This is a genomic window from Sphingomonas sp. LaA6.9 (assembly GCF_022601895.1).
Taxonomy (GTDB): Bacteria; Pseudomonadota; Alphaproteobacteria; order Sphingomonadales; family Sphingomonadaceae; genus Sphingobium_A.
Genome location: NZ_JAKVIO010000019.1, coordinates 61450 through 79051 on the forward strand (window position 1 = coordinate 61450; position 17602 = coordinate 79051).

At 65.2% G+C, this 17602-nt stretch carries 15 protein-coding genes; 1 reads left to right on the forward strand and 14 read right to left on the reverse strand.

All coding sequences use genetic code 11. The annotated features are described in order from the left end of the window. The first annotated feature begins 104 nt into the window (after positions 1–104). Positions 105–662, forward strand: a complete 558-nt coding sequence (locus MKI88_RS11250; protein WP_241631475.1) for a pseudouridine synthase — start codon at positions 105–107, stop codon at positions 660–662. A gap of 101 nt (positions 663–763) precedes the next feature. Here MKI88_RS11250 and pnp read toward each other — a convergent pair whose 3' ends face one another. The 14 genes from pnp to purL all read right to left on the reverse strand — a co-directional run bounded on the left by pnp (position 764) and on the right by purL (position 17479). Continuing rightward, entirely contained in the window at positions 764–3091 is a 2328-nt protein-coding gene (gene pnp, locus MKI88_RS11255) for a polyribonucleotide nucleotidyltransferase (protein ID WP_241631476.1), read from the reverse strand. A 223-nt stretch (positions 3092–3314) separates the two neighbouring features. Continuing rightward, positions 3315–3584 (reverse strand): 30S ribosomal protein S15, encoded by a 270-nt coding sequence (rpsO, locus tag MKI88_RS11260; RefSeq protein WP_241631477.1) that lies wholly within the window; start codon positions 3582–3584, stop codon positions 3315–3317. 24 nt (positions 3585–3608) lie between these two features. Beyond that, a complete protein-coding gene (gene truB / locus MKI88_RS11265) occupies positions 3609–4595 on the reverse strand; it encodes a tRNA pseudouridine(55) synthase TruB (protein ID WP_241631478.1) in 987 nt (328 codons plus the stop codon). A gap of 8 nt (positions 4596–4603) precedes the next feature. Then, the gene (locus MKI88_RS11270) at positions 4604–5014 is read right to left on the reverse strand and encodes a thymidine kinase (RefSeq protein ID WP_241631479.1); all 411 of its coding nucleotides are present in this window, start codon (positions 5012–5014) and stop codon (positions 4604–4606) included. A gap of 39 nt (positions 5015–5053) precedes the next feature. Further along, the gene (gene rbfA, locus MKI88_RS11275) at positions 5054–5452 is read right to left on the reverse strand and encodes a 30S ribosome-binding factor RbfA (RefSeq protein ID WP_241631480.1); all 399 of its coding nucleotides are present in this window, start codon (positions 5450–5452) and stop codon (positions 5054–5056) included. Positions 5453–5511: 59 nt separating this feature from the next. Next, the gene (gene infB, locus MKI88_RS11280; protein WP_241631481.1) at positions 5512–8091 is read right to left on the reverse strand and encodes a translation initiation factor IF-2; all 2580 of its coding nucleotides are present in this window, start codon (positions 8089–8091) and stop codon (positions 5512–5514) included. After that, positions 8088–8807 carry a DUF448 domain-containing protein gene (locus MKI88_RS11285; protein WP_241631482.1) on the reverse strand — a complete coding sequence of 240 codons (720 nt, stop codon included), beginning with the start codon at positions 8805–8807 and terminating at the stop codon, positions 8088–8090. Before MKI88_RS11285 ends, infB begins: the two co-directional genes overlap by 4 nt. Further along, positions 8794–10404, reverse strand: coding sequence for a transcription termination factor NusA (gene nusA, locus MKI88_RS11290; protein WP_241631483.1), 1611 nt, complete (start codon positions 10402–10404; stop codon positions 8794–8796). Before nusA ends, MKI88_RS11285 begins: the two co-directional genes overlap by 14 nt. Before the next feature lie 4 nt (positions 10405–10408). Further along, on the reverse strand, positions 10409–10954 hold the full coding sequence (gene rimP, locus MKI88_RS11295; RefSeq protein WP_241631484.1) for a ribosome maturation protein RimP: 546 nt from the start codon (positions 10952–10954) through the stop codon (positions 10409–10411). Positions 10955–11176: 222 nt separating this feature from the next. Continuing rightward, complete coding sequence (locus MKI88_RS11300) at positions 11177–11839, reverse strand: beta/gamma crystallin-related protein (protein WP_241631485.1); 663 nt, start codon at positions 11837–11839, stop codon at positions 11177–11179. 271 nt (positions 11840–12110) lie between these two features. Beyond that, on the reverse strand, positions 12111–12896 hold the full coding sequence (locus MKI88_RS11305) for a creatininase family protein (protein WP_241631486.1): 786 nt from the start codon (positions 12894–12896) through the stop codon (positions 12111–12113). Further along, entirely contained in the window at positions 12893–14449 is a 1557-nt protein-coding gene (locus MKI88_RS11310) for a benzoate-CoA ligase family protein (RefSeq protein WP_241631487.1), read from the reverse strand. Before MKI88_RS11310 ends, MKI88_RS11305 begins: the two co-directional genes overlap by 4 nt. A gap of 226 nt (positions 14450–14675) precedes the next feature. After that, complete coding sequence (locus MKI88_RS11315) at positions 14676–15257, reverse strand: peptidylprolyl isomerase (protein WP_241631488.1); 582 nt, start codon at positions 15255–15257, stop codon at positions 14676–14678. Continuing rightward, positions 15257–17479 (reverse strand): phosphoribosylformylglycinamidine synthase subunit PurL, encoded by a 2223-nt coding sequence (purL, locus tag MKI88_RS11320; RefSeq protein WP_241631489.1) that lies wholly within the window; start codon positions 17477–17479, stop codon positions 15257–15259. The genes MKI88_RS11315 and purL overlap by 1 nt, the downstream gene beginning before the upstream one ends. Between the last annotated feature and the right edge of the window lie 123 nt (positions 17480–17602).

Here is a 17602-nt window from a genome sequence, read left to right on the forward strand (position 1 = left end):
ACGCGCAGCTTTGGGCATGAAGCCCGGCGCCACCTGCGCTATACGCCGCCGACATGTCTGGTCGCCTGAATGTTCGAGCGACGCCGTTGGTGGATGAGTGGGCGATGTCGCGATTGATCCTGTTCAACAAGCCCTATGGCGTGCTTCCGCAATTCACCGATCGCGGCACGACATCCCCGCGCCCGACGCTGTCGGATTTCATCGACATGCCGGGCGTTTACCCTGCAGGGCGGCTCGATCTCGACAGCGAGGGCCTGCTCCTGCTCACCGACGATGGCAGGCTGCAGGCGCGGATCGCAGACCCTCGGTTCAAGATGCCCAAGACCTATCTGGTGCAGGTCGAGGGTGACGCGCAGGAGGCAAGCCTCGAGTCCTTGAGGCAGGGCGTTCGCCTGAAAGACGGTCCAACCCGGCCGGCCGAGGTCGAACGCATTGCCCCTCCCGCGCTCTGGCCCAGAGATCCGCCGATCCGATTCCGCAAGAGCGTGCCCGACTGCTGGCTCAGGCTCACGATCCGCGAGGGCCGCAACCGGCAGGTGCGCAGGATGACCGCAGCCATCGGCCACCCGACGCTCAGGCTCGTGCGATGGAGCATCGGCGACTGGACGCTCGACGACGTTCCGCCGGGCGAGTGGCGCGAAGCCGCGATCGTGCAGCGATAGGCGATGAAGCGCCCGCAGCAGCCGTCGCTAACCTCCAGAAACACAAAAAGCCCCGCGATCGCTCGCGGGGCTTTTCGTTTTGGTCGGGCTGAAGTGAAGCCTTAGTCGTCGTCGCGGGTCAGGAACGCGGGCGCGAATTCGGGCTCGGGGCCCTCATCCTTGCCGCCTTCGCTGCGCTCGCGGCGCGGGCCGCGGTCACCACCGTCGCGGCGCGGGCCACGGTCACGACCGCCGCCACCGCCACGGGGACCGCGATCGCCACCGTCACGACGGGGGCCACGGTCGCCGCGGTCACCACGCGGGCGTTCTTCACGCGGCGGGCGCGTGTCTTCGAGTTCCGCGCCGGTCTCCTGGTCGACGACGCGCATCGACAGGCGAACCTTGCCGCGCGGATCGATCTCGAGGACCTTGACCTTGACTTCCTGGCCTTCGGACAGGACGTCGGCCACCTTCTCGACGCGCTCGTTCCTGATCTCCGAGACGTGGACGAGGCCGTCCTTGCCGCCCATGAAGTTCACGAAGGCGCCGAAATCGACGAGGTTCACGACCTTTCCGTTGTAGATCTTGCCGACTTCCGCTTCCTCGACGATCCCGAGGATCCACTTCTTGGCAGCCTCGATCTGCGTCAGGTCCGAAGAGCTGATCTTGATCAGGCCCTCATCGTCGATGTCGACCTTGGCGCCGGTTTCCGCGACGATCTCGCGGATCACCTTGCCGCCCGTGCCGATGACTTCGCGGATCTTCGACTTGTCGATCTGGATCGTCTCGATGCGCGGTGCATGCGCCGACAGCTCTTCACGCGTGTGATCGAGCGCCTTGGCCATTTCGCCGAGGATGTGCGCACGGCCTTCGGCGGCCTGCTTCAGCGCCTGCTTCATGATCTCTTCGGTGATGCCGGCGATCTTGATGTCCATCTGCATCGTGGTGATGCCTTCGGACGTGCCCGCAACCTTGAAGTCCATGTCGCCGAGGTGATCCTCGTCGCCGAGGATGTCGCTGATCACCGCGAAATCCTTGCCTTCGAGGATCAGGCCCATCGCGATGCCCGAAACGGGGCGCTTCAGGGGAACGCCCGCATCCATCATCGAGAGCGAGCCGCCGCACACCGTTGCCATCGACGACGAGCCGTTGGACTCGGTGATGTCCGAAAGCACGCGGATCGTGTAGGGGAACTCGTCCTTGGTGGGCAGCACGGGGTGCAGCGCACGCCATGCCAGCTTGCCATGGCCGACTTCACGACGGCCCGGCGCGCCGAAGCGGCCGACTTCACCGACCGAATAGGGCGGGAAGTTATAGTGCAGCATGAAATGCTCGTAACGCAGGCCGGTCAGGCCGTCGATCATCTGCTCGGCGTCCTTGGTGCCCAGCGTGGTGGTGCAGATCGACTGCGTCTCGCCGCGCGTGAACAGCGCCGAACCGTGCGTGCGGGGCAGGAAGCCCACCATCGCGTCGATCGGGCGGATCTGCGTGGTCGTGCGGCCGTCGATGCGCTGGCCGTTCTTGAGGATCGCGGTGCGGACGATCTCGGCCTCGAGCTTCTTGACGAGCTTCGATGCGGCCATCTGGTCCTGCGGGGTCGCGTCGGAGAACGCTTCCTTCGCCTTGGCGCGCGCCTCGTTGAGAGCGCTCGAGCGTGCCGACTTGTCGGTCAGCTTGTACGCTGCCTCGATGTCCTTGCCGATCAGCTTCTTGAGCTTGGTCTTCGCGGCCGAAAGGTCGGCCTGCGCGGCCATCGGCCAGGGCTCCTTGGCGGCCTGCTCGGCGAGCTTGATGATCGCGCCGATCACCGACTGGATGCCGCGATGCGCGAACATGACCGCGCCGAGCATGACGTCCTCGGAAAGCTCCTTGGCTTCCGATTCAACCATCATCACCGCGTCGTGCGTGCCTGCGACGACGAGGTCGAGGTCGCCTGCGGCAACCTGCTCGTCGGTCGGGTTGAGGATGTACTCGCCGTCGACATAGCCGACGCGCGCGGCCGCGATCGGGCCCATGAAGGGTACGCCCGAAAGCGTCAGCGCAGCCGAAGCAGCGACCATCGCGAGGATGTCGGGCTCGTTCTCGCCGTCATAGGAGAGAACCTGCGCGATCACGTTGATCTCGTTGTAGAACCCTTCGGGGAACAGCGGACGGATCGGGCGGTCGATGAGGCGGGAGACCAGCGTCTCCTTCTCGGTCGCGCCGCGCTCGCGCTTGAAGAAGCCGCCCGGGATACGCCCGGCGGCCGAATATTTTTCCTGATAGTGAACGGTGAGCGGGAAGAAATCCTGCCCTTCCTTGACCGAGCGCGCGGCCGTAACGGCGCAGAGCACGACGGTTTCACCCAACGTCGCGAGTACCGCGCCGTCGGCCTGGCGGGCAACGCGGCCCGTTTCGAGCTTGAGGGTTTGTCCGCCCCACTCGATTTCGACTGTCTTCGTGTTGAACATTTGTTTTCCTTCACTCCCGTCGCCCTATGCGACGGGGGCCTGTGTGCGGGCTAAGCCGGCCCGTGCGGTGCGGGGCTTTCCGTGCCCCATCGGATGAGAGCCTAATTGCCTCACCCGGTTGCCCCGGCGGAAGCCGGGGCCAGTCCGTGCTTTTGCACGGCTATCTTGCCGGATCCCGGCTGGTGCCGGAATGCCAAAAGGGCGCCCGATGGGCGCCCTTAAGTTACTTGCGAAGGCCGAGCTTCGCGATCAGATCGGTGTACCGCGCGTTGTCCTTCTTCTTCAGATAGTCGAGAAGGCTGCGACGCTTGTTCACCATCATGAGCAGGCCGCGACGCGAATGGTTGTCCTTGTGGTGGCCCTTGAAGTGCTCGGTCAGGTTGACGATGCGCTCGGTGAGAACCGCGATCTGGACTTCGGGGCTGCCCGTATCACCTTCGGCGCGGGCATGTTCCTTGATCAGCGCTTCCTTGCGCTCTGCAGTAATCGTCATAAAATTCTTTTTCCTTCGACATCGCTACAGGTTGAAGCCGCGCACCACCCGGATTTCGGGGCCGGAAACCTCCACAAGCGCTACCGGCGTTTCCGCTTCGGTGGCGAGGTGAAGGCCCTGATGAGCAGCAATCCCGATCAAGACCTGCCCCTGGCGGAGCAGCCTTGCCTGATCGGGGGTGACGGGTAGAGCCGGGATGTCGTCCAGCCCCGCCGTCAGCGGCAAGGTTATGTCTTCAAGCGCGCGGTGCATAGAGTGTTCCGCCAGTTTGTCCAGCGAAATCGCTTGGGTCAGCGTGAAGGGGCCCGCCTTGGTGCGCCGGAGCATGGTCACATGCCCGACCGTTTCGAGCGCCAGCGCAATGTCGCGTGCGAGGCTGCGGATATAGGTGCCCTTCGATACATGTGCCGTGAGCGTGATTTCAGCCAGTTCCTCCCCGGTACGGGGAGGGGGACCACCCAAAGGGTGGTGGAAGGGCTGTCGGGAAGTGCGTGCCAGCCCCTCCACCGGCTCCGCCGGTCCCCCTCCCCGTACCGGGGAGGAAGCGATCTCCAGCGCATGGATGGTCACGTCGCGCGGCTGGAGAACCACATCCTCACCCGCGCGCGCGAGGTCATAGGCGCGCTTGCCGTCGACCTTGAGCGCCGAGAAAGCGGGCGGCATCTGCGAAATCGGCCCGGTGAAAAGCTGCAGCACCGCATCGATATCCGCGCGCGTCGGGCGGACATCGCTGGTCGCAACCACCTGCCCCTCGGCGTCCAGCGTGTCGGTCTGCGTTCCGAAGCCGATCGTGAAGTCGTAGATCTTCGACGCGTCGAGCATCCGGCCGGCCAGCTTGGTCGCCTCGCCCAGCGCGACGGGCAGTACGCCGGTGGCCAGCGGATCGAGCGTGCCGCCATGACCGACCTTCACCTTGCCGTAACCGCCTTGCCTGAGCGCGCGCTTCACCGCGGATACCGCCTGTGTCGAACCAAGGCCCAGGGGTTTGTCGAGGATGATCCAGCCGTGCATGTTCTGGCTCAGCGCGTCCGCTCGACATAATGGCGGCGGCACAGCGCGACATAGCGGTCATTGCCGCCAATCTCCGTCTGCGCGCCCTGCCGAATCGCCTTGCCGTGCGCGTCGACGCGCAGGTTCATCGTCTGTTCGCGCGTCAGGAACTGCGCCTCGTCGACGAGGATGCAATCGAGCGGGCGTCGCCTGTGCTCCGCGTCCACCGCGGCGCCGATATCGGTCTGCGCGTCGAACATCGTCGCCTCGGCCTCAAGCCCGATTCGTGATGTGATCATGCCGGGTGCGTAGCGATCGTCGATCGCGGCGGTGAAGAGCATCGTCTCCATGCCGCGTTCCTGATAGTTGAAGCTCGACTGGAGCAGCGTCGTCGACTTGCCCGCGTTCATCGACGAATAATAGAAATAAAGCTTGGCCATCGCCTGCCTATTGGACGAGCGGACGCGCCGCGCAAGCTGTCACGCGTCGTCCCGGTCCAGATCCTGCGCCACCTTGGGGTCGCGAAGCAGCGTGTCGATATGCGTGCCTTCGTCGAAGCTCTCGTCCGCGAGGAATTTGAGTTTCGCCGCATATTTCATCTTCACGCGGTGCGCGACCTCGCGCTGGAGATAGGCGGTGTTGGTGCGCAGCGCCTTGATGACGGCTTCCTCATCCTTGCCCAGCAGCGGCTTCACGAACACCGTTGCGTGACGCAGATCGGGGGACATGCGCACCTCGGTCACCGAAACCGGATGGCTGGCGAGCGTCGCGTCATGCACATCGCCGCGCATCAGGATTTCCGACAGTACATGGCGCACCTGCTCGCCAACGCGCAGCAGGCGCACCGAGCGGGTTTCGGGAGTTTCAGTATTTCGCATCGGTCATATCCGGCCGAAGACCGCGCCATCCCGATCGCTGATCGGGATGGCGCCGGCCATCAAAGCGTCCGTTCGCGCAGCTCGACCTCGAAGGTTTCGAGATAGTCGCCGGGCTTGATGTCGGTGAAGTTCTGCGTGAACGTCACGCCGCATTCCAGGCCAGCGCGGACTTCCGCCACATCGTCCTTGAAGCGACGCAGCGACGCGATCTCGCCCTGGTAGATGATGACGTCGTCGCGCGTGATGCGCGCCTTGAGCGCCTTGCGGATGACACCCTCGGTGACAAGCAGACCCGCCGCCTTGCCGTGCTTGCCCGCGGAGAAGACCTCGCGGATTTCGGCGCGGCCGACCACGGTTTCGATCGCCTCGGGGCCGAGTTCGCCCGCCATTTCGGAGCGGATGTCGTCGGTGAGGTGATAGATCACGTCGAAATATTTGAAGCGGACCTTTTCGCGCTCGCCGATCTCGCGCGCCTTGGCATTGGGGCGGACGTTGAAGCCGATGATCGGCGCGCCCGAGGCCTTGGCCAGCGTCACGTCGGACTCGGTGATCGCGCCGACGCCCGAATGCAGGATGCGCACCTTGATGTCGTCGGTCGAGATCTTGTTGAGCGCGTTGACGATCGCTTCGGTCGAGCCCTGCACGTCGGCCTTGACGACGATCGGATATTCGATCGCCTGCTTGTCCTTCAGCGCCGAGAACAACGCGTCGAAGGTCGCCGGCGCGCTCGTCGTGCGCTTCTCGAGCGCGAGCTGCTGGCGATAGGCTGCGACCTCGCGTGCGCGTGCCTCGTTCTCGACGACCGAGAGCGTGTCGCCCGCATGCGGCGTGCCCGACAGGCCGAGTACCTCGACGGGAAGCGAGGGACCCGCCTCCTTGATCTGCTGGCCCTTGTCGTTGATCAGCGCGCGGACCTTGCCGCTCTCGCCGCCCACGACGAAGACGTCGCCGACGCGCAGCGTGCCGCGGCGGACGAGGATCGTAGCCACGGGGCCGCGGCCCTTGTCGAGCTTGGCCTCGACCACGGTGCCTTCGGCGGCGCGGTCGGGATTGGCCTTCAGCTCCATGATCTCGGCCTGGAGCAGGATCTTGTCGATCAGCTCGTCGAGATTGGTCTTCTTGAGCGCCGACACCTCGACGTCCTGGACGTCGCCGCCCATCGCCTCGACGACGATCTCGTGCTCGAGCAGGCGCTCGCGCACCTTCTGCGGGTTGGCGCCGTCCTTGTCGATCTTGTTGATCGCAATGATCATCGGCACGCCGGCGGCCTTGGTGTGGTTGATCGCCTCGATCGTCTGCGGCTTCAGGCCGTCATCGGCCGCCACCACGAGGATGACGATGTCGGTGACGTTGGCGCCGCGCGCACGCATCTCGGTGAACGCTTCGTGGCCGGGCGTGTCGAGGAAGGTGACGAGCTGGCCGCCCTTGGTCTTAACCTGATAGGCGCCGATATGCTGCGTGATTCCACCGGCTTCGCCCGCGACGACATCGGTGCCGCGCAGCGCGTCGAGCAGCGACGTCTTGCCGTGATCGACATGGCCCATGATCGTGACGACGGGCGGACGGGTCTTGAGCGTCGCTTCGGCGTCGACGTCCGACTCGACGTCGATCTCGACGTCCGCTTCGGACACGCGCGTGATGTTGTGGCCGAATTCCTCGACCAGCAGCTCGGCGGTATCCTGATCGATCGTCTGGTTGACGGTCACCATCATGCCCATCTTGAAGAGCGACTTCACGAGGTCGGCGCCCTTCTCGGCCATGCGGTTCGCCAGTTCCTGGACAGTGATCGCGTCGGGGACGACGACGTCGCGGACTTGCTTCACCTGGGGCTGGCTATAGCCGCTCATGTGCGAACGGCGTTCCTTCTCGCGCGCACGCTTGAGAGCTGCGAGCGAACGTGCGCGCGCACCGCCGTCACCGTCGTTGAGCGCGCGGTTGACGGTCAGCTTGCCCGACTGGCGGCGATCGTCGACGCCCTTGGCCGGACGCGCGGGACGCGCGGGCGGTTCGGGGCGTTTGACGGGTGCGACGGGCGTGAACTTGCGCGGGGCCGGGTGGCGGTCGTCGGTCTTGACCGTCGGCGCTGCCGCAGGGGCGGCGGCCGCCTCTGCAGGCGCGGGCGCTGGCTGCGGCGCTTCGGCGGCGGATTCGGCGGCAGGCGCTTCGGCAGCGCGCTTCGCCTCTTCCTCGGCGCGGCGGGCAGCCTCTTCCTCGGCCTTGCGGTTTTCCTCGGCGCGACGCTTTTCTTCCTCGGTCGCTTCGTGGCGCTGGCGGTCCTCACGGCGACGCGCCTCTTCAAGCGCGGCCATGCGCGCTTCCTCTGCCTCGCGCAGCAGCTTGGCCTGAAGCTCCTGGCGCGACAGCAGGCTCGTCTCCGCCGGGCGTGCTTGCGGCGCCGGTGCCTTGGGCGCGGGCGCAGCAGCGGGCGCAGGTGCCGGAGCGGCCTGCACTTCCTCTACATGATGTGCATCGGCCTCACCGGGCTTGCCCAGGATCCGACGGCGCTTGACCTCGACCACGACGGTGTTCGACCGGCCATGGCTGAAGCTCTGCTTCACCTTGCCCGTCTCCACGGTGCGCTTCAGGCCCAGCGGCGCGCGCATGCCCAGTTTCGGCTTTTCGTTGTCCGTGTCACTCATCGACTGATCTCAAACCCTTCGTCTTCACCCATGCCGTCGCCGTCATGCGCATTAAGCGCCGATGGACCCTGCGCACCTTTTGCGCAAGGTTCGGCCTCGGCCTCACTTCCGATAAATTCGCACCAGCGGGATACCGCTTGCGCTACCCGCTCCGCTGCGGCCCGGTCGGTCAGCGCGATGTGTACCACATTTTCGCGCCCCAATGCCAAGGACAATATAGTGCGCGGAACCGGCAATACCATGCCCCGGACGGCGCTGCCCTCGCGTCCGCTTCCGACGCGCCACGCCTGATCCAGCTTGCGATTGCCGTCGATTCCCGCGTCTGCGGCGTGCATCAGCAGGCGAACCTGCCCGCTGCGCGCCGCTGCCTCGATCTTCTCCGATCCGGTCAGCAGCTTGCCCGAACGCGCCTCCAGCCCAAGCCGGTTGAGCGCGTCCTGACGGAGTGCATCCTCGATTCGCGCGCCCAGATCCTCGGGCGCGTCGACCGCACCCGACTTGAAGGCGCGCGCGAGCGCACCCTTCAGCTTGCCCCTGGCGTTGGCGACATCGAGTTCGGCGCGCGTCACCGCGATCCAGGCGCCGCGGCCCGGGGCACGCGCGCGCACATCGGGCGCGACCATGCCATCGGGGCCGAGCGCCAGCCGGATCAGGCCGTCGCGCGCGTCCTTCTCACCGCTTAGAATGCAGCGTCTTGAGTTCTCATTGGGAAGCATCCGCGGGCGCGTCCTCCCCATTAGCTTCGGCGCCCTCGTCCTCAAACCAGTGCGCCCGCGCGGCCATGATGATCTCGTTGCCCTGCTCTTCGCTCAGGCCATATTCGGCGAGCACGCCGCCCTTGTCCTCGGCGCGACCTTCGCGGCCACGACGCGGTTCGGCGCGCTTTTTCTGGACGAGTTCGTCGGTCGCCAGATCGGCGAGGTCGTCAAGCGTCCTGATGCCCGCCTTGCCGAGCGTGACGAGCATCGCTTCGGTCAGATAGGGCATGTCGGCCAGCGCGTCCTCGACGCCGAGATCGCGGCGTTCCTGACGGTTTGCTTCTTCGCGGCGCTCGAGCGCCTCGATCGCGCGGTTCTGCAGCTCCCCGCCGAGTTCCTCGTCAAAGCCCTCGATCGTCGCGAGCTCGTCGAGCTCGACATAGGCGACTTCCTCGAGCGCGCCGAAGCCTTCGGCCACGAGCAGCTGTGCCAGCGTCTCGTCGACGTCGAGCTCGTTCTGGAACATTTCCGAACGCTCGACGAATTCCTTCTGGCGCTTCTCGCTCGCATCGGCCTCGGTCATGATGTCGATCGCCTTGGCCGTCAGCTGGCTGGCGAGGCGCACATTCTGGCCGCGGCGGCCGATGGCGAGGCTGAGCTGGTCATCGGGCACGACGACCTCGATGCGGTCCTCTTCTTCGTCGATGACGACGCGGCTGACATTGGCGGGCTGAAGCGCGTTGACGACGAAGGTCGCGGTGTCCTCGCTCCAGGGGATGATGTCGATCTTCTCGCCCTGCATTTCCTGGACGACCGCCTGGACGCGGCTGCCCTTCATGCCGACGCATGCGCCGACAGGGTCGATGCTGCTGTCGTGGCTGATGACGCCGATCTTCGCGCGCGAACCCGGGTCACGGGCGGCGGCCTTGATCTCGATGATGCCGTCGTAGATCTCGGGCACTTCCTGCGCGAACAGCTTCTTCATGAAGTCGGGATGCGCACGGCTCAGGAAAATCTGCGGCCCGCGATTCTCGCGGCGGACGTTGAGGATCAGCGAGCGGACCCGGTCACCCACGCGAACCACTTCGCGCGGGATCTGCTGGTCGCGGCGGATGACGCCCTCGGCGCGGCCCAGATCGACGACGACATGGCCGAACTCGACGCGCTTGACGACGCCGGTGATGATCTCGCCCGAACGGTCCTTGAACTCTTCATACTGGCGCTCGCGCTCGGCATCGCGGACCTTCTGGAAGATCACCTGCTTGGCGGCCTGTGCGGCGATGCGGCCGAACTCAATCGGGGGCAGCGGATCGACGATATAGTCGCCGACAACCGCGTCCTTCTGGAGCTTCTGCGCGCCCTTGACGTCGACCTGCTTGAAATAGTCGTCCACGGCCTCGACCACCTCGACGACGCGCCACAGGCGAAGGTCGCCCGTATTGGGGTCGAGTTTCGCACGAATGTCGTTCTCGGCGCCATAGCGCGCACGCGCGGCGCGCTGGATGGCGTCTTCCATCGCCTCGATGACGATGGCCTTGTCGATCATCTTTTCCGATGCGACGGCATTCGCGATTGCGATCAGTTCGGCCTTGTTGGCGGAAATGGCGGTGGCCATGGTCTCAGTCCTGTCCTTCTACCTGAATGCTGTCCGCACCCTCGGCTGAGAGGGGGGCGGTCGCCGCGATGAGCCTGTCGGTCATCACCAGCTTGGCGCTGTGGATATTGGCGAACGCCACACGCATTTCGCCATGTTTGTTTACGTCAATTACGATGGTTTCGCCATCGATTCCCTTGAGCGGGCCGGTCAGTTGCTTGCGTCCGTCCTGCGGCTCCGCGAGGCTCAACCGCGCCTCATGCCCCGCCCAGTCGGCAAAGTCCTGGAGCCGTGTCAGCGGCCGGTCGATGCCGGGCGAGCTGACCTCGAGCCGGTACGCCTCGTCGATCGGGTCGCGTCCCGCGGCCTCAAGTATGTCGAACTTTTCGGAGATTCGCCGCGACAGCGCCGCGCAATCGTCGATGTTGAGTTGCCGCGTGTCGGGCCGCTCGGCCATGATCTGCAGCGTCCGGTCGCCCTCGCCGCCGAAGAGCTTGACGCGCACCAGCGCAAACCCGAGCGCTTTCGCTTCGGGTTCGATCAGGCTGGTCAGAACGTCAATATCGGCCATCAGGGCTCCACGGGTTTGAACATGCGGTTTTGGCGCCGGAGCCTTGTGGGCCCCGACCTCGCCATTGTTACCGATGTCGAGAAGTGACGCCGATATAGTGCGGAAGCACTTGCAGGGCAAGCGCAGAAGAGTCGGGTGGCCCGGGTCCGGTATCAGGCTCTATTTAAATGGTTGAGACCTTGATTCACGTTTCAGTCTGATTCAGCCTGAAACGACCAAGGTCTAACGCTTGCACAGAAGGTCTCGCAGCGCATAGCCACGCACGCGGTTTCCGGTTCCCAGATCGATGATATTCGCGGTCTGCGTCCGCGCACGCCCCACATGAGCCGCCGATGTGAACCCCGCGAGCCGGCAATAGGCATCGCCCCCGGTCTGCGGAGTGCTGGTCCCCGCGACCTGCGTTCCGTCGAGCGTGGGACGCGCGAAGAAGGCGACATCCTGACCCTCTACCCCATCGCCCACGTCCATGTCGGCAAGATTGGCGGGCAATCCGGTCGCGGCGCCTGAACCCGGCGCCGTCGTCGCCGAGCCTGAACCCGGCGTGGTCGCTGCCGCGTCCGACGCCGGGCGCAGCGATGCGATTGTCGACCGGGCGATATAGGTCTGACTGGAAGAAATCGTGGTGCAATTGCCGGCATATTGCGCGTCGGTGCAAACCTGCCACTCGCCCTGCACCTTCACGCTTTGCGCGCGCCTGGCGAAGTTCTGCGTCGCAAGATCGGGCGTTGCCGAGGTGATCGTGACCGAGCGGCCGAAATAGGCTGGTAGTTCATACAATGTCACCTGTCCCCGTGTGGTCGTCGAGGTTCCCGACTGGGCCAGCGCGGGGGACGAAATCGTGGCAATCGGAAGGGCGGTCAGGACCGCGAGCCAGGGGTGACGCATAGGTGCTCTCCTTCAAACCGCCGCTCAAGGGCTAAACCCACGAAATACGCGGGAGTTTCCGAAGGCTCGCAGGCATGCCCACAAATACGCTGTCCCACACGCGCGCTTGCTGTCACGGTCCCCACGCGATGGGCTCTTTGAATCGTGCAGAACAGGAAGCGCATATTGATCGAATGAACCGATCAATATCGTCGAATTGAGCGAGGGGATTTGTCGCGCGTGGCTGACTTTCCTGAACTTTGTCCGATTTCGGACGCTCTGAAGCCGCCCGTCAATCCGCTGCGTCCGTTGCCTCGCCGATCGCGCCGGCTACTGCCAGCGCGTCAAGTACGCTTTGAACGAGCGCGTCGGCCATCGTTTGGAAGCTCTGCTCGCCCTCCGCGGCTGTGGCGGCGCCGGGTGCGCCGAAATAGGCCTCGTCACCACCCGCCTCGGAAAAGGTCCTTGCGCCGCGCGCAAACGCGTCGATCAGGCTGGATGAATTAACGTCCAGCGCCGGCCGCACCCCCTCGTCGACAAGACGCGGCTGGTCGCGCATGACGAGGCTGGTTTCGAACTGGCCGGCATGGCAGGCGCCCGACACGAACTCGTCGGTCAGCGTTCGCGCCAGCGCCCGTCGCGTGAAATCGGGATAGGCGACCGCGAGTCCGGTTTCCGCGATCTCGGCCGATGCGGCGCGCAGCATCGCGACATTGGCGGGGTCGAAATGGCTGTTGGCGATCGCCAAACAGGCGAAACCCTGTTGGTGAAGCGACCGCGCGATGTCGAGCAACACCGCCTTAGCCGTCGCCGCGCTGATCGAGATGGTGCCCGCGAATTCAGCGGCATATTCGGCGGGCGCATAGGCAAGTGGCGGGAGCACGAAGGCCGGAATGTCCTGTGCCGCCAACTTCGCCGCCGCGCGCCGCGCCATGCCGTCGCTGATGATGACGTCGGTTTCCAGCGGAAGATGCGGGCCATGCGCCTCGACCGCGCCGCAGGGCAGGATTGCGACGACCGGACGGCCGCTTGCGAGAGCGTCGCGAACATTGGTCCAGGGTACTGCGCCGAGGTTCATGCGAACTGTGCCTTCAGCATCTTCCGGTCGATCTTGTCGCGATCGTTGCGCGGCAACGCGGTGTCGGCGAACAAGACATGGTGCGGCACCTTGTAGCGCGCCAGATGCAGGCGTGAAAACGCTATCAGCTCGGCCTCCAGCATTTGCGACGGCGCGATGCCCGTTTTGAGCACCACGATCGCGACGGGCTTTTCGAGCCCCGCCGAATCCTTGCGCCCGACGACGCAGCATTCGCGCACCGCCTCATGCTGCGCGAGGCAGTTTTCGACCTCGAGCGGGCTGACATAGATGCCGCCGCTCTTGATCAGGTCGTCACCGCGCCCTTCATAGTACCAATAGCCCTCGGCGTCCTGGCGGAACTTGTCGCCGCTGACGATCCAGCCGCCGCGCAGATGCTCCTTCGATTTGGCATAGGCAGCATGATAGTAGAGCGCCGCGGAATCCCCGCCGATCCAGAGCGTGCCGACATCGCCCAAGGCAACGTGCTGTCCTGCCTCGTCGAGCAGGCGCGCCTCATATCCGGGGACCAGCTTGCCGAGGCTGCCCGGCCGGATGTCGCCGGGGCGGTTGCTGATATAGATGTGGAAGCTCTCGGCGCTGCCGATTCCGTCGATGATCGGCACGCCGAAGGCGCGATCCCAGCGCTCGTGCAACTCGCGCGGCAGCGCTTCGCCTGCGCTCCACATGAAGCGCAGGCTCGACAGGTCGGGCGCCGTATCGCCCGCTGCCTCGAGCATCTTGTTGATAAGCGTGGGCACGTTGGTCAGCACCGTCGGGCGGTGGCGCGCGATCAGGTCGAACAGGCCCTTCGCAGTCGGCTGTTCGGGGAACAGGATCGTGGTTGCGCCCATTGCGAACGGGAACATGAGATTGGTGCCGGTGGCGTAGCCGAAAAACAGCCGCGGCCCTGAAAGCGTGACGTCGTCCTCGCGCATCCCGATGAAGCGCCGCGCATAGACCTCGGTATTATAGGCGAAGTGGAAATGGCAGTGCACCGCGCCCTTGCTCTGACCCGTGGTGCCGCTCGTGAACAGCCATACCGCAGGGTCGTCCTTGCGCGTCGGCCAGGGCGCTATGTCGTCCGCTATATCGCCCGCAAGCCATGCGTCGAAACCCTCGCCGGCGGCGATAATGTTGCGGCACGCGTCGCAGTGCCGCGACTGTTCTGCAGCCGAGCCAAAGGCCTCCGCGCTCGCGCTGTCGATGAAGGCGAACTGCGGCTTCACATAGTCGAGATAGTAGCGATAGTCGCTCGCGGGCAGCAGCGGATTGATCTGGGTGACGACCGCCCCCGCCTTGAGCGCTCCGAACCACGCATAGACGAATTCGGGGCAATCACGCATGCACAGCAGCACGCGCTGTTCGGGCAGCAGGCCCTCGCTCAGCAGCCGGTGCGCGACGCGCAGGACATTGTCGGCAACCTCGGCATAGGTGATGACGCGATCCTCGAACAGGATCGCGGGCTTGTCGCCACGACCCGCCTCGACATTGGCGAACACGAAATGGTCCGCCATGTTGAAGCTGTCGGCGAAGACCGGCGGATCGTGATCCATGCATCTGCTCCCAAAAGCTGCCCACCGTGAGAGGACGGGCCGGCGATCCCTTCATGGCCGCGTTTGCGGCGGTCCATTTTTCTACGATCACGAGCCAGCATATTTTAATTTAGGATTAAAGCAATTCTCGAAAAACCGCGGGTATCTGCGGTGCTTCGAGATTTCAGTGGAGCCCGGGGAGTATTTCGACCCGCCGCTGGCGGGCGGTCGCCAGGTCAAGCCGGCGTCAGCGAATTCGCCGCACGCTCAATATCTTGACTGGTTCCTTGATGTGCTGGCCGATCGTGTTGGTCGAGCGGCCGCCGGGCCATGTGGGGGCTGCGAGGATGCGGCGGACGAGCGGCATGCCGCTCACCACGCGGCCAAAGGCGGCATAGCCGGGCTTGCCGGGGCCGGCGTCGAGATAGGCGGCGGGTCCGACGGTGATGAAGAAATCACCCATCGCGCTCCCCGGCGCGTTGCGCGCCATCGAGAGCGTGCCGTCCAGATGCCTGATGCCCGTCTGGCTGGTCGGCTCATGGTCGATCGGCCAGCGCGCCTTGCGCACCTTGCTGTCGATGCCGCCTTGGACGAGTCCGCGCTTGGGATCGCTCTTGTTGCGCGCGGCGCGATAGAAGCTGGTGTTGTCGAAGCGCTTTTCCTCGGCATAGGCGAGGAAGTTCTTCGCAGTGATCGGCGCGCGCTTGAGATCGAGTTCGGCGATGATCGGGCCGATGCTCGTCTCGATGCGGACGCGCGCGGTCGCCTGCGCGGACGCGGCCGAAGGCAGCGCCGCCAGGGCAAGCAGCAATCCGATCAGCCACCGCATCAGGCGAGTGCGGCGTCTGCGCCCATCAGATTGGGGAAGAAGTCTTCATGCGCCTTGCGAAGCGCGTCGAGCGAGACTTCGTCGCCGTTCAGGATGCTCACCGCCTGTCCGCCCGTCTCACCGATCGGGAGTGCGGGGATGCCCAGCGCATTGGCGGCGGCGCAGAGCGTGGGAGCGTCGCTCGTGGTCACGACATAGCGGCCCTGATCCTCGCCAAAGAGCCAGCCCGTCGGCGACACGCCTTCGGGCAGCGCGATCTCGGCACCCATATTGCCCGCAAGCGCCATCTCGGCGACGGTGACGAGCAGGCCGCCATCCGAAATGTCGTGCACCGCGCTGACCTTGCCGCCAAGGATCTGCGTCCGGACGAAATCGCCCGTCTTGCGCTCGACCGCCAGATCGACGGGCGGTGGCGTGCCGTCCTCGCGGCCATGCACTTCGCGCAGCCAGATCGACTGGCCGAGATGACCCTGGCCCGCGCCGATCAGGACGATTGCTTCGTCTTCGGCCTTGAAGGCGACGGTCGTCATCGAGTCGACGTCTGCCAGCAGCCCGATGCCGCCGATCGCGGGGGTGGGCAGGATCGCCGATCCGCCGCCGGTCGCCTTGGACTCGTTGTAGAGCGAGACGTTGCCCGACACGATCGGGAAGTCGAGCGCGCGGCACGCATCGCCCATGCCTTCGAGGCAGCCCGTGAACTGCGCCATGATCTCTGGGCGCTGCGGATTCGCGAAGTTGAGGCAGTTGGTGACCGCGAGCGGCGTCGCGCCGACCGCCGAGATGTTGCGATAGCATTCGGCGATCGCCTGCTTGCCGCCCTCATAGGGATCGGCATAGCAATAGCGCGGGGTGCAGTCGGTCGAGATCGCGATGCCCTTTTGCGAGCCGTGGACGCGCACGACCGCGGCGTCGCCGCCGGGACGCTGGACGGTGTCGGCGCCGACCATGTGATCATATTGCTCCCAGATCCAGCGGCGCGAGGCGATGTCCGAAGAGCCCATCAGCCTGACGAGATCGCCGGTGATGTCGGCGCTCTCGGGCAATTCGCCCAGTTGCTTCACGCCCGACCATGCCTTGTAGTCGTCGCGCGACAAGGCAGGCCGGTCATAGAGCGGTGCGTCGTCCGCGAGCGGCGCGAGCGGAATGTCGCAGACGACCTCGCCATTATGCTCGAGCACCATGCGGCCGGTGTCGGTGACTTCACCGATGATCGCGAAATCGAGCTCCCATTTGTGGAAGATGGCTCCGGCAAAGGCCTCGCGGCCGGGCTTGAGCACCATGAGCATGCGCTCCTGGCTTTCCGACAGCATCATCTCATAGGCCGTCATACCGGTTTCGCGCTGCGGCACCTTGTTCATGTCGAGCCGGATGCCGACACCGCCCTTGCTGGCCATCTCCACCGAGGAGGAGGTGAGGCCCGCTGCGCCCATGTCCTGGATCGCGACGATCGCGTCGGAAGCCATGAGTTCGAGGCACGCCTCGATCAGCAGCTTTTCGGTGAAGGGGTCGCCGACCTGGACGGTGGGGCGCTTCTCCTCGGCATCCTCGCCGAAGTCCGCGCTCGCCATGGTTGCGCCGTGGATGCCGTCGCGTCCGGTCTTGGATCCGACATAGACGATCGGATTGCCCACGCCCGAGGCCGCCGAATAGAAGATCTTGTCGGTGTCGGCGACGCCAACGGTCATCGCGTTGACGAGGATATTGCCGTCATAGGCGGGGTGGAAGTTGACCTCGCCGCCAACCGTGGGAACGCCGACGCAATTGCCGTAACCGCCGATGCCGTGGACGACGCCCGAGATCAGATGGCGCATCTTGGGATGGTCCGGACGGCCGAAACGCAGCGCGTTCATGTTCGCGATGGGGCGTGCACCCATGGTGAAGACGTCGCGCAGGATGCCGCCCACGCCCGTCGCCGCGCCCTGATAGGGCTCGATATACGAGGGGTGGTTGTGGCTCTCCATCTTGAAGATCGCGGCCTGGCCATCACCGATATCGACCACGCCCGCATTCTCGCCGGGGCCGCAGATGACCTGCGGACCTTCGGTCGGCAGCTTCTTGAGGTGGATGCGCGAGGACTTGTACGAGCAGTGCTCGGACCACATCACCGAGAAGATGCCCAGCTCGGTAAGGTTGGGGTCGCGACCCAGGGCGTGAAGCACGCGCGCATATTCCTCGGGGGACAGGCCGTGCTCGGCGACGATCTCGGGGGTGATTCCAGACATGGCGCAGCCCCTAGCGCCAGTACCGCAAATTGTCAGCAGCAAATGCTCGGGCCGACGCGCGCTGCTTGCGCTTGTCATCGCCTGGTTCGATCCTGCACCAGGTTCGACTCGGCCGGGGGACGA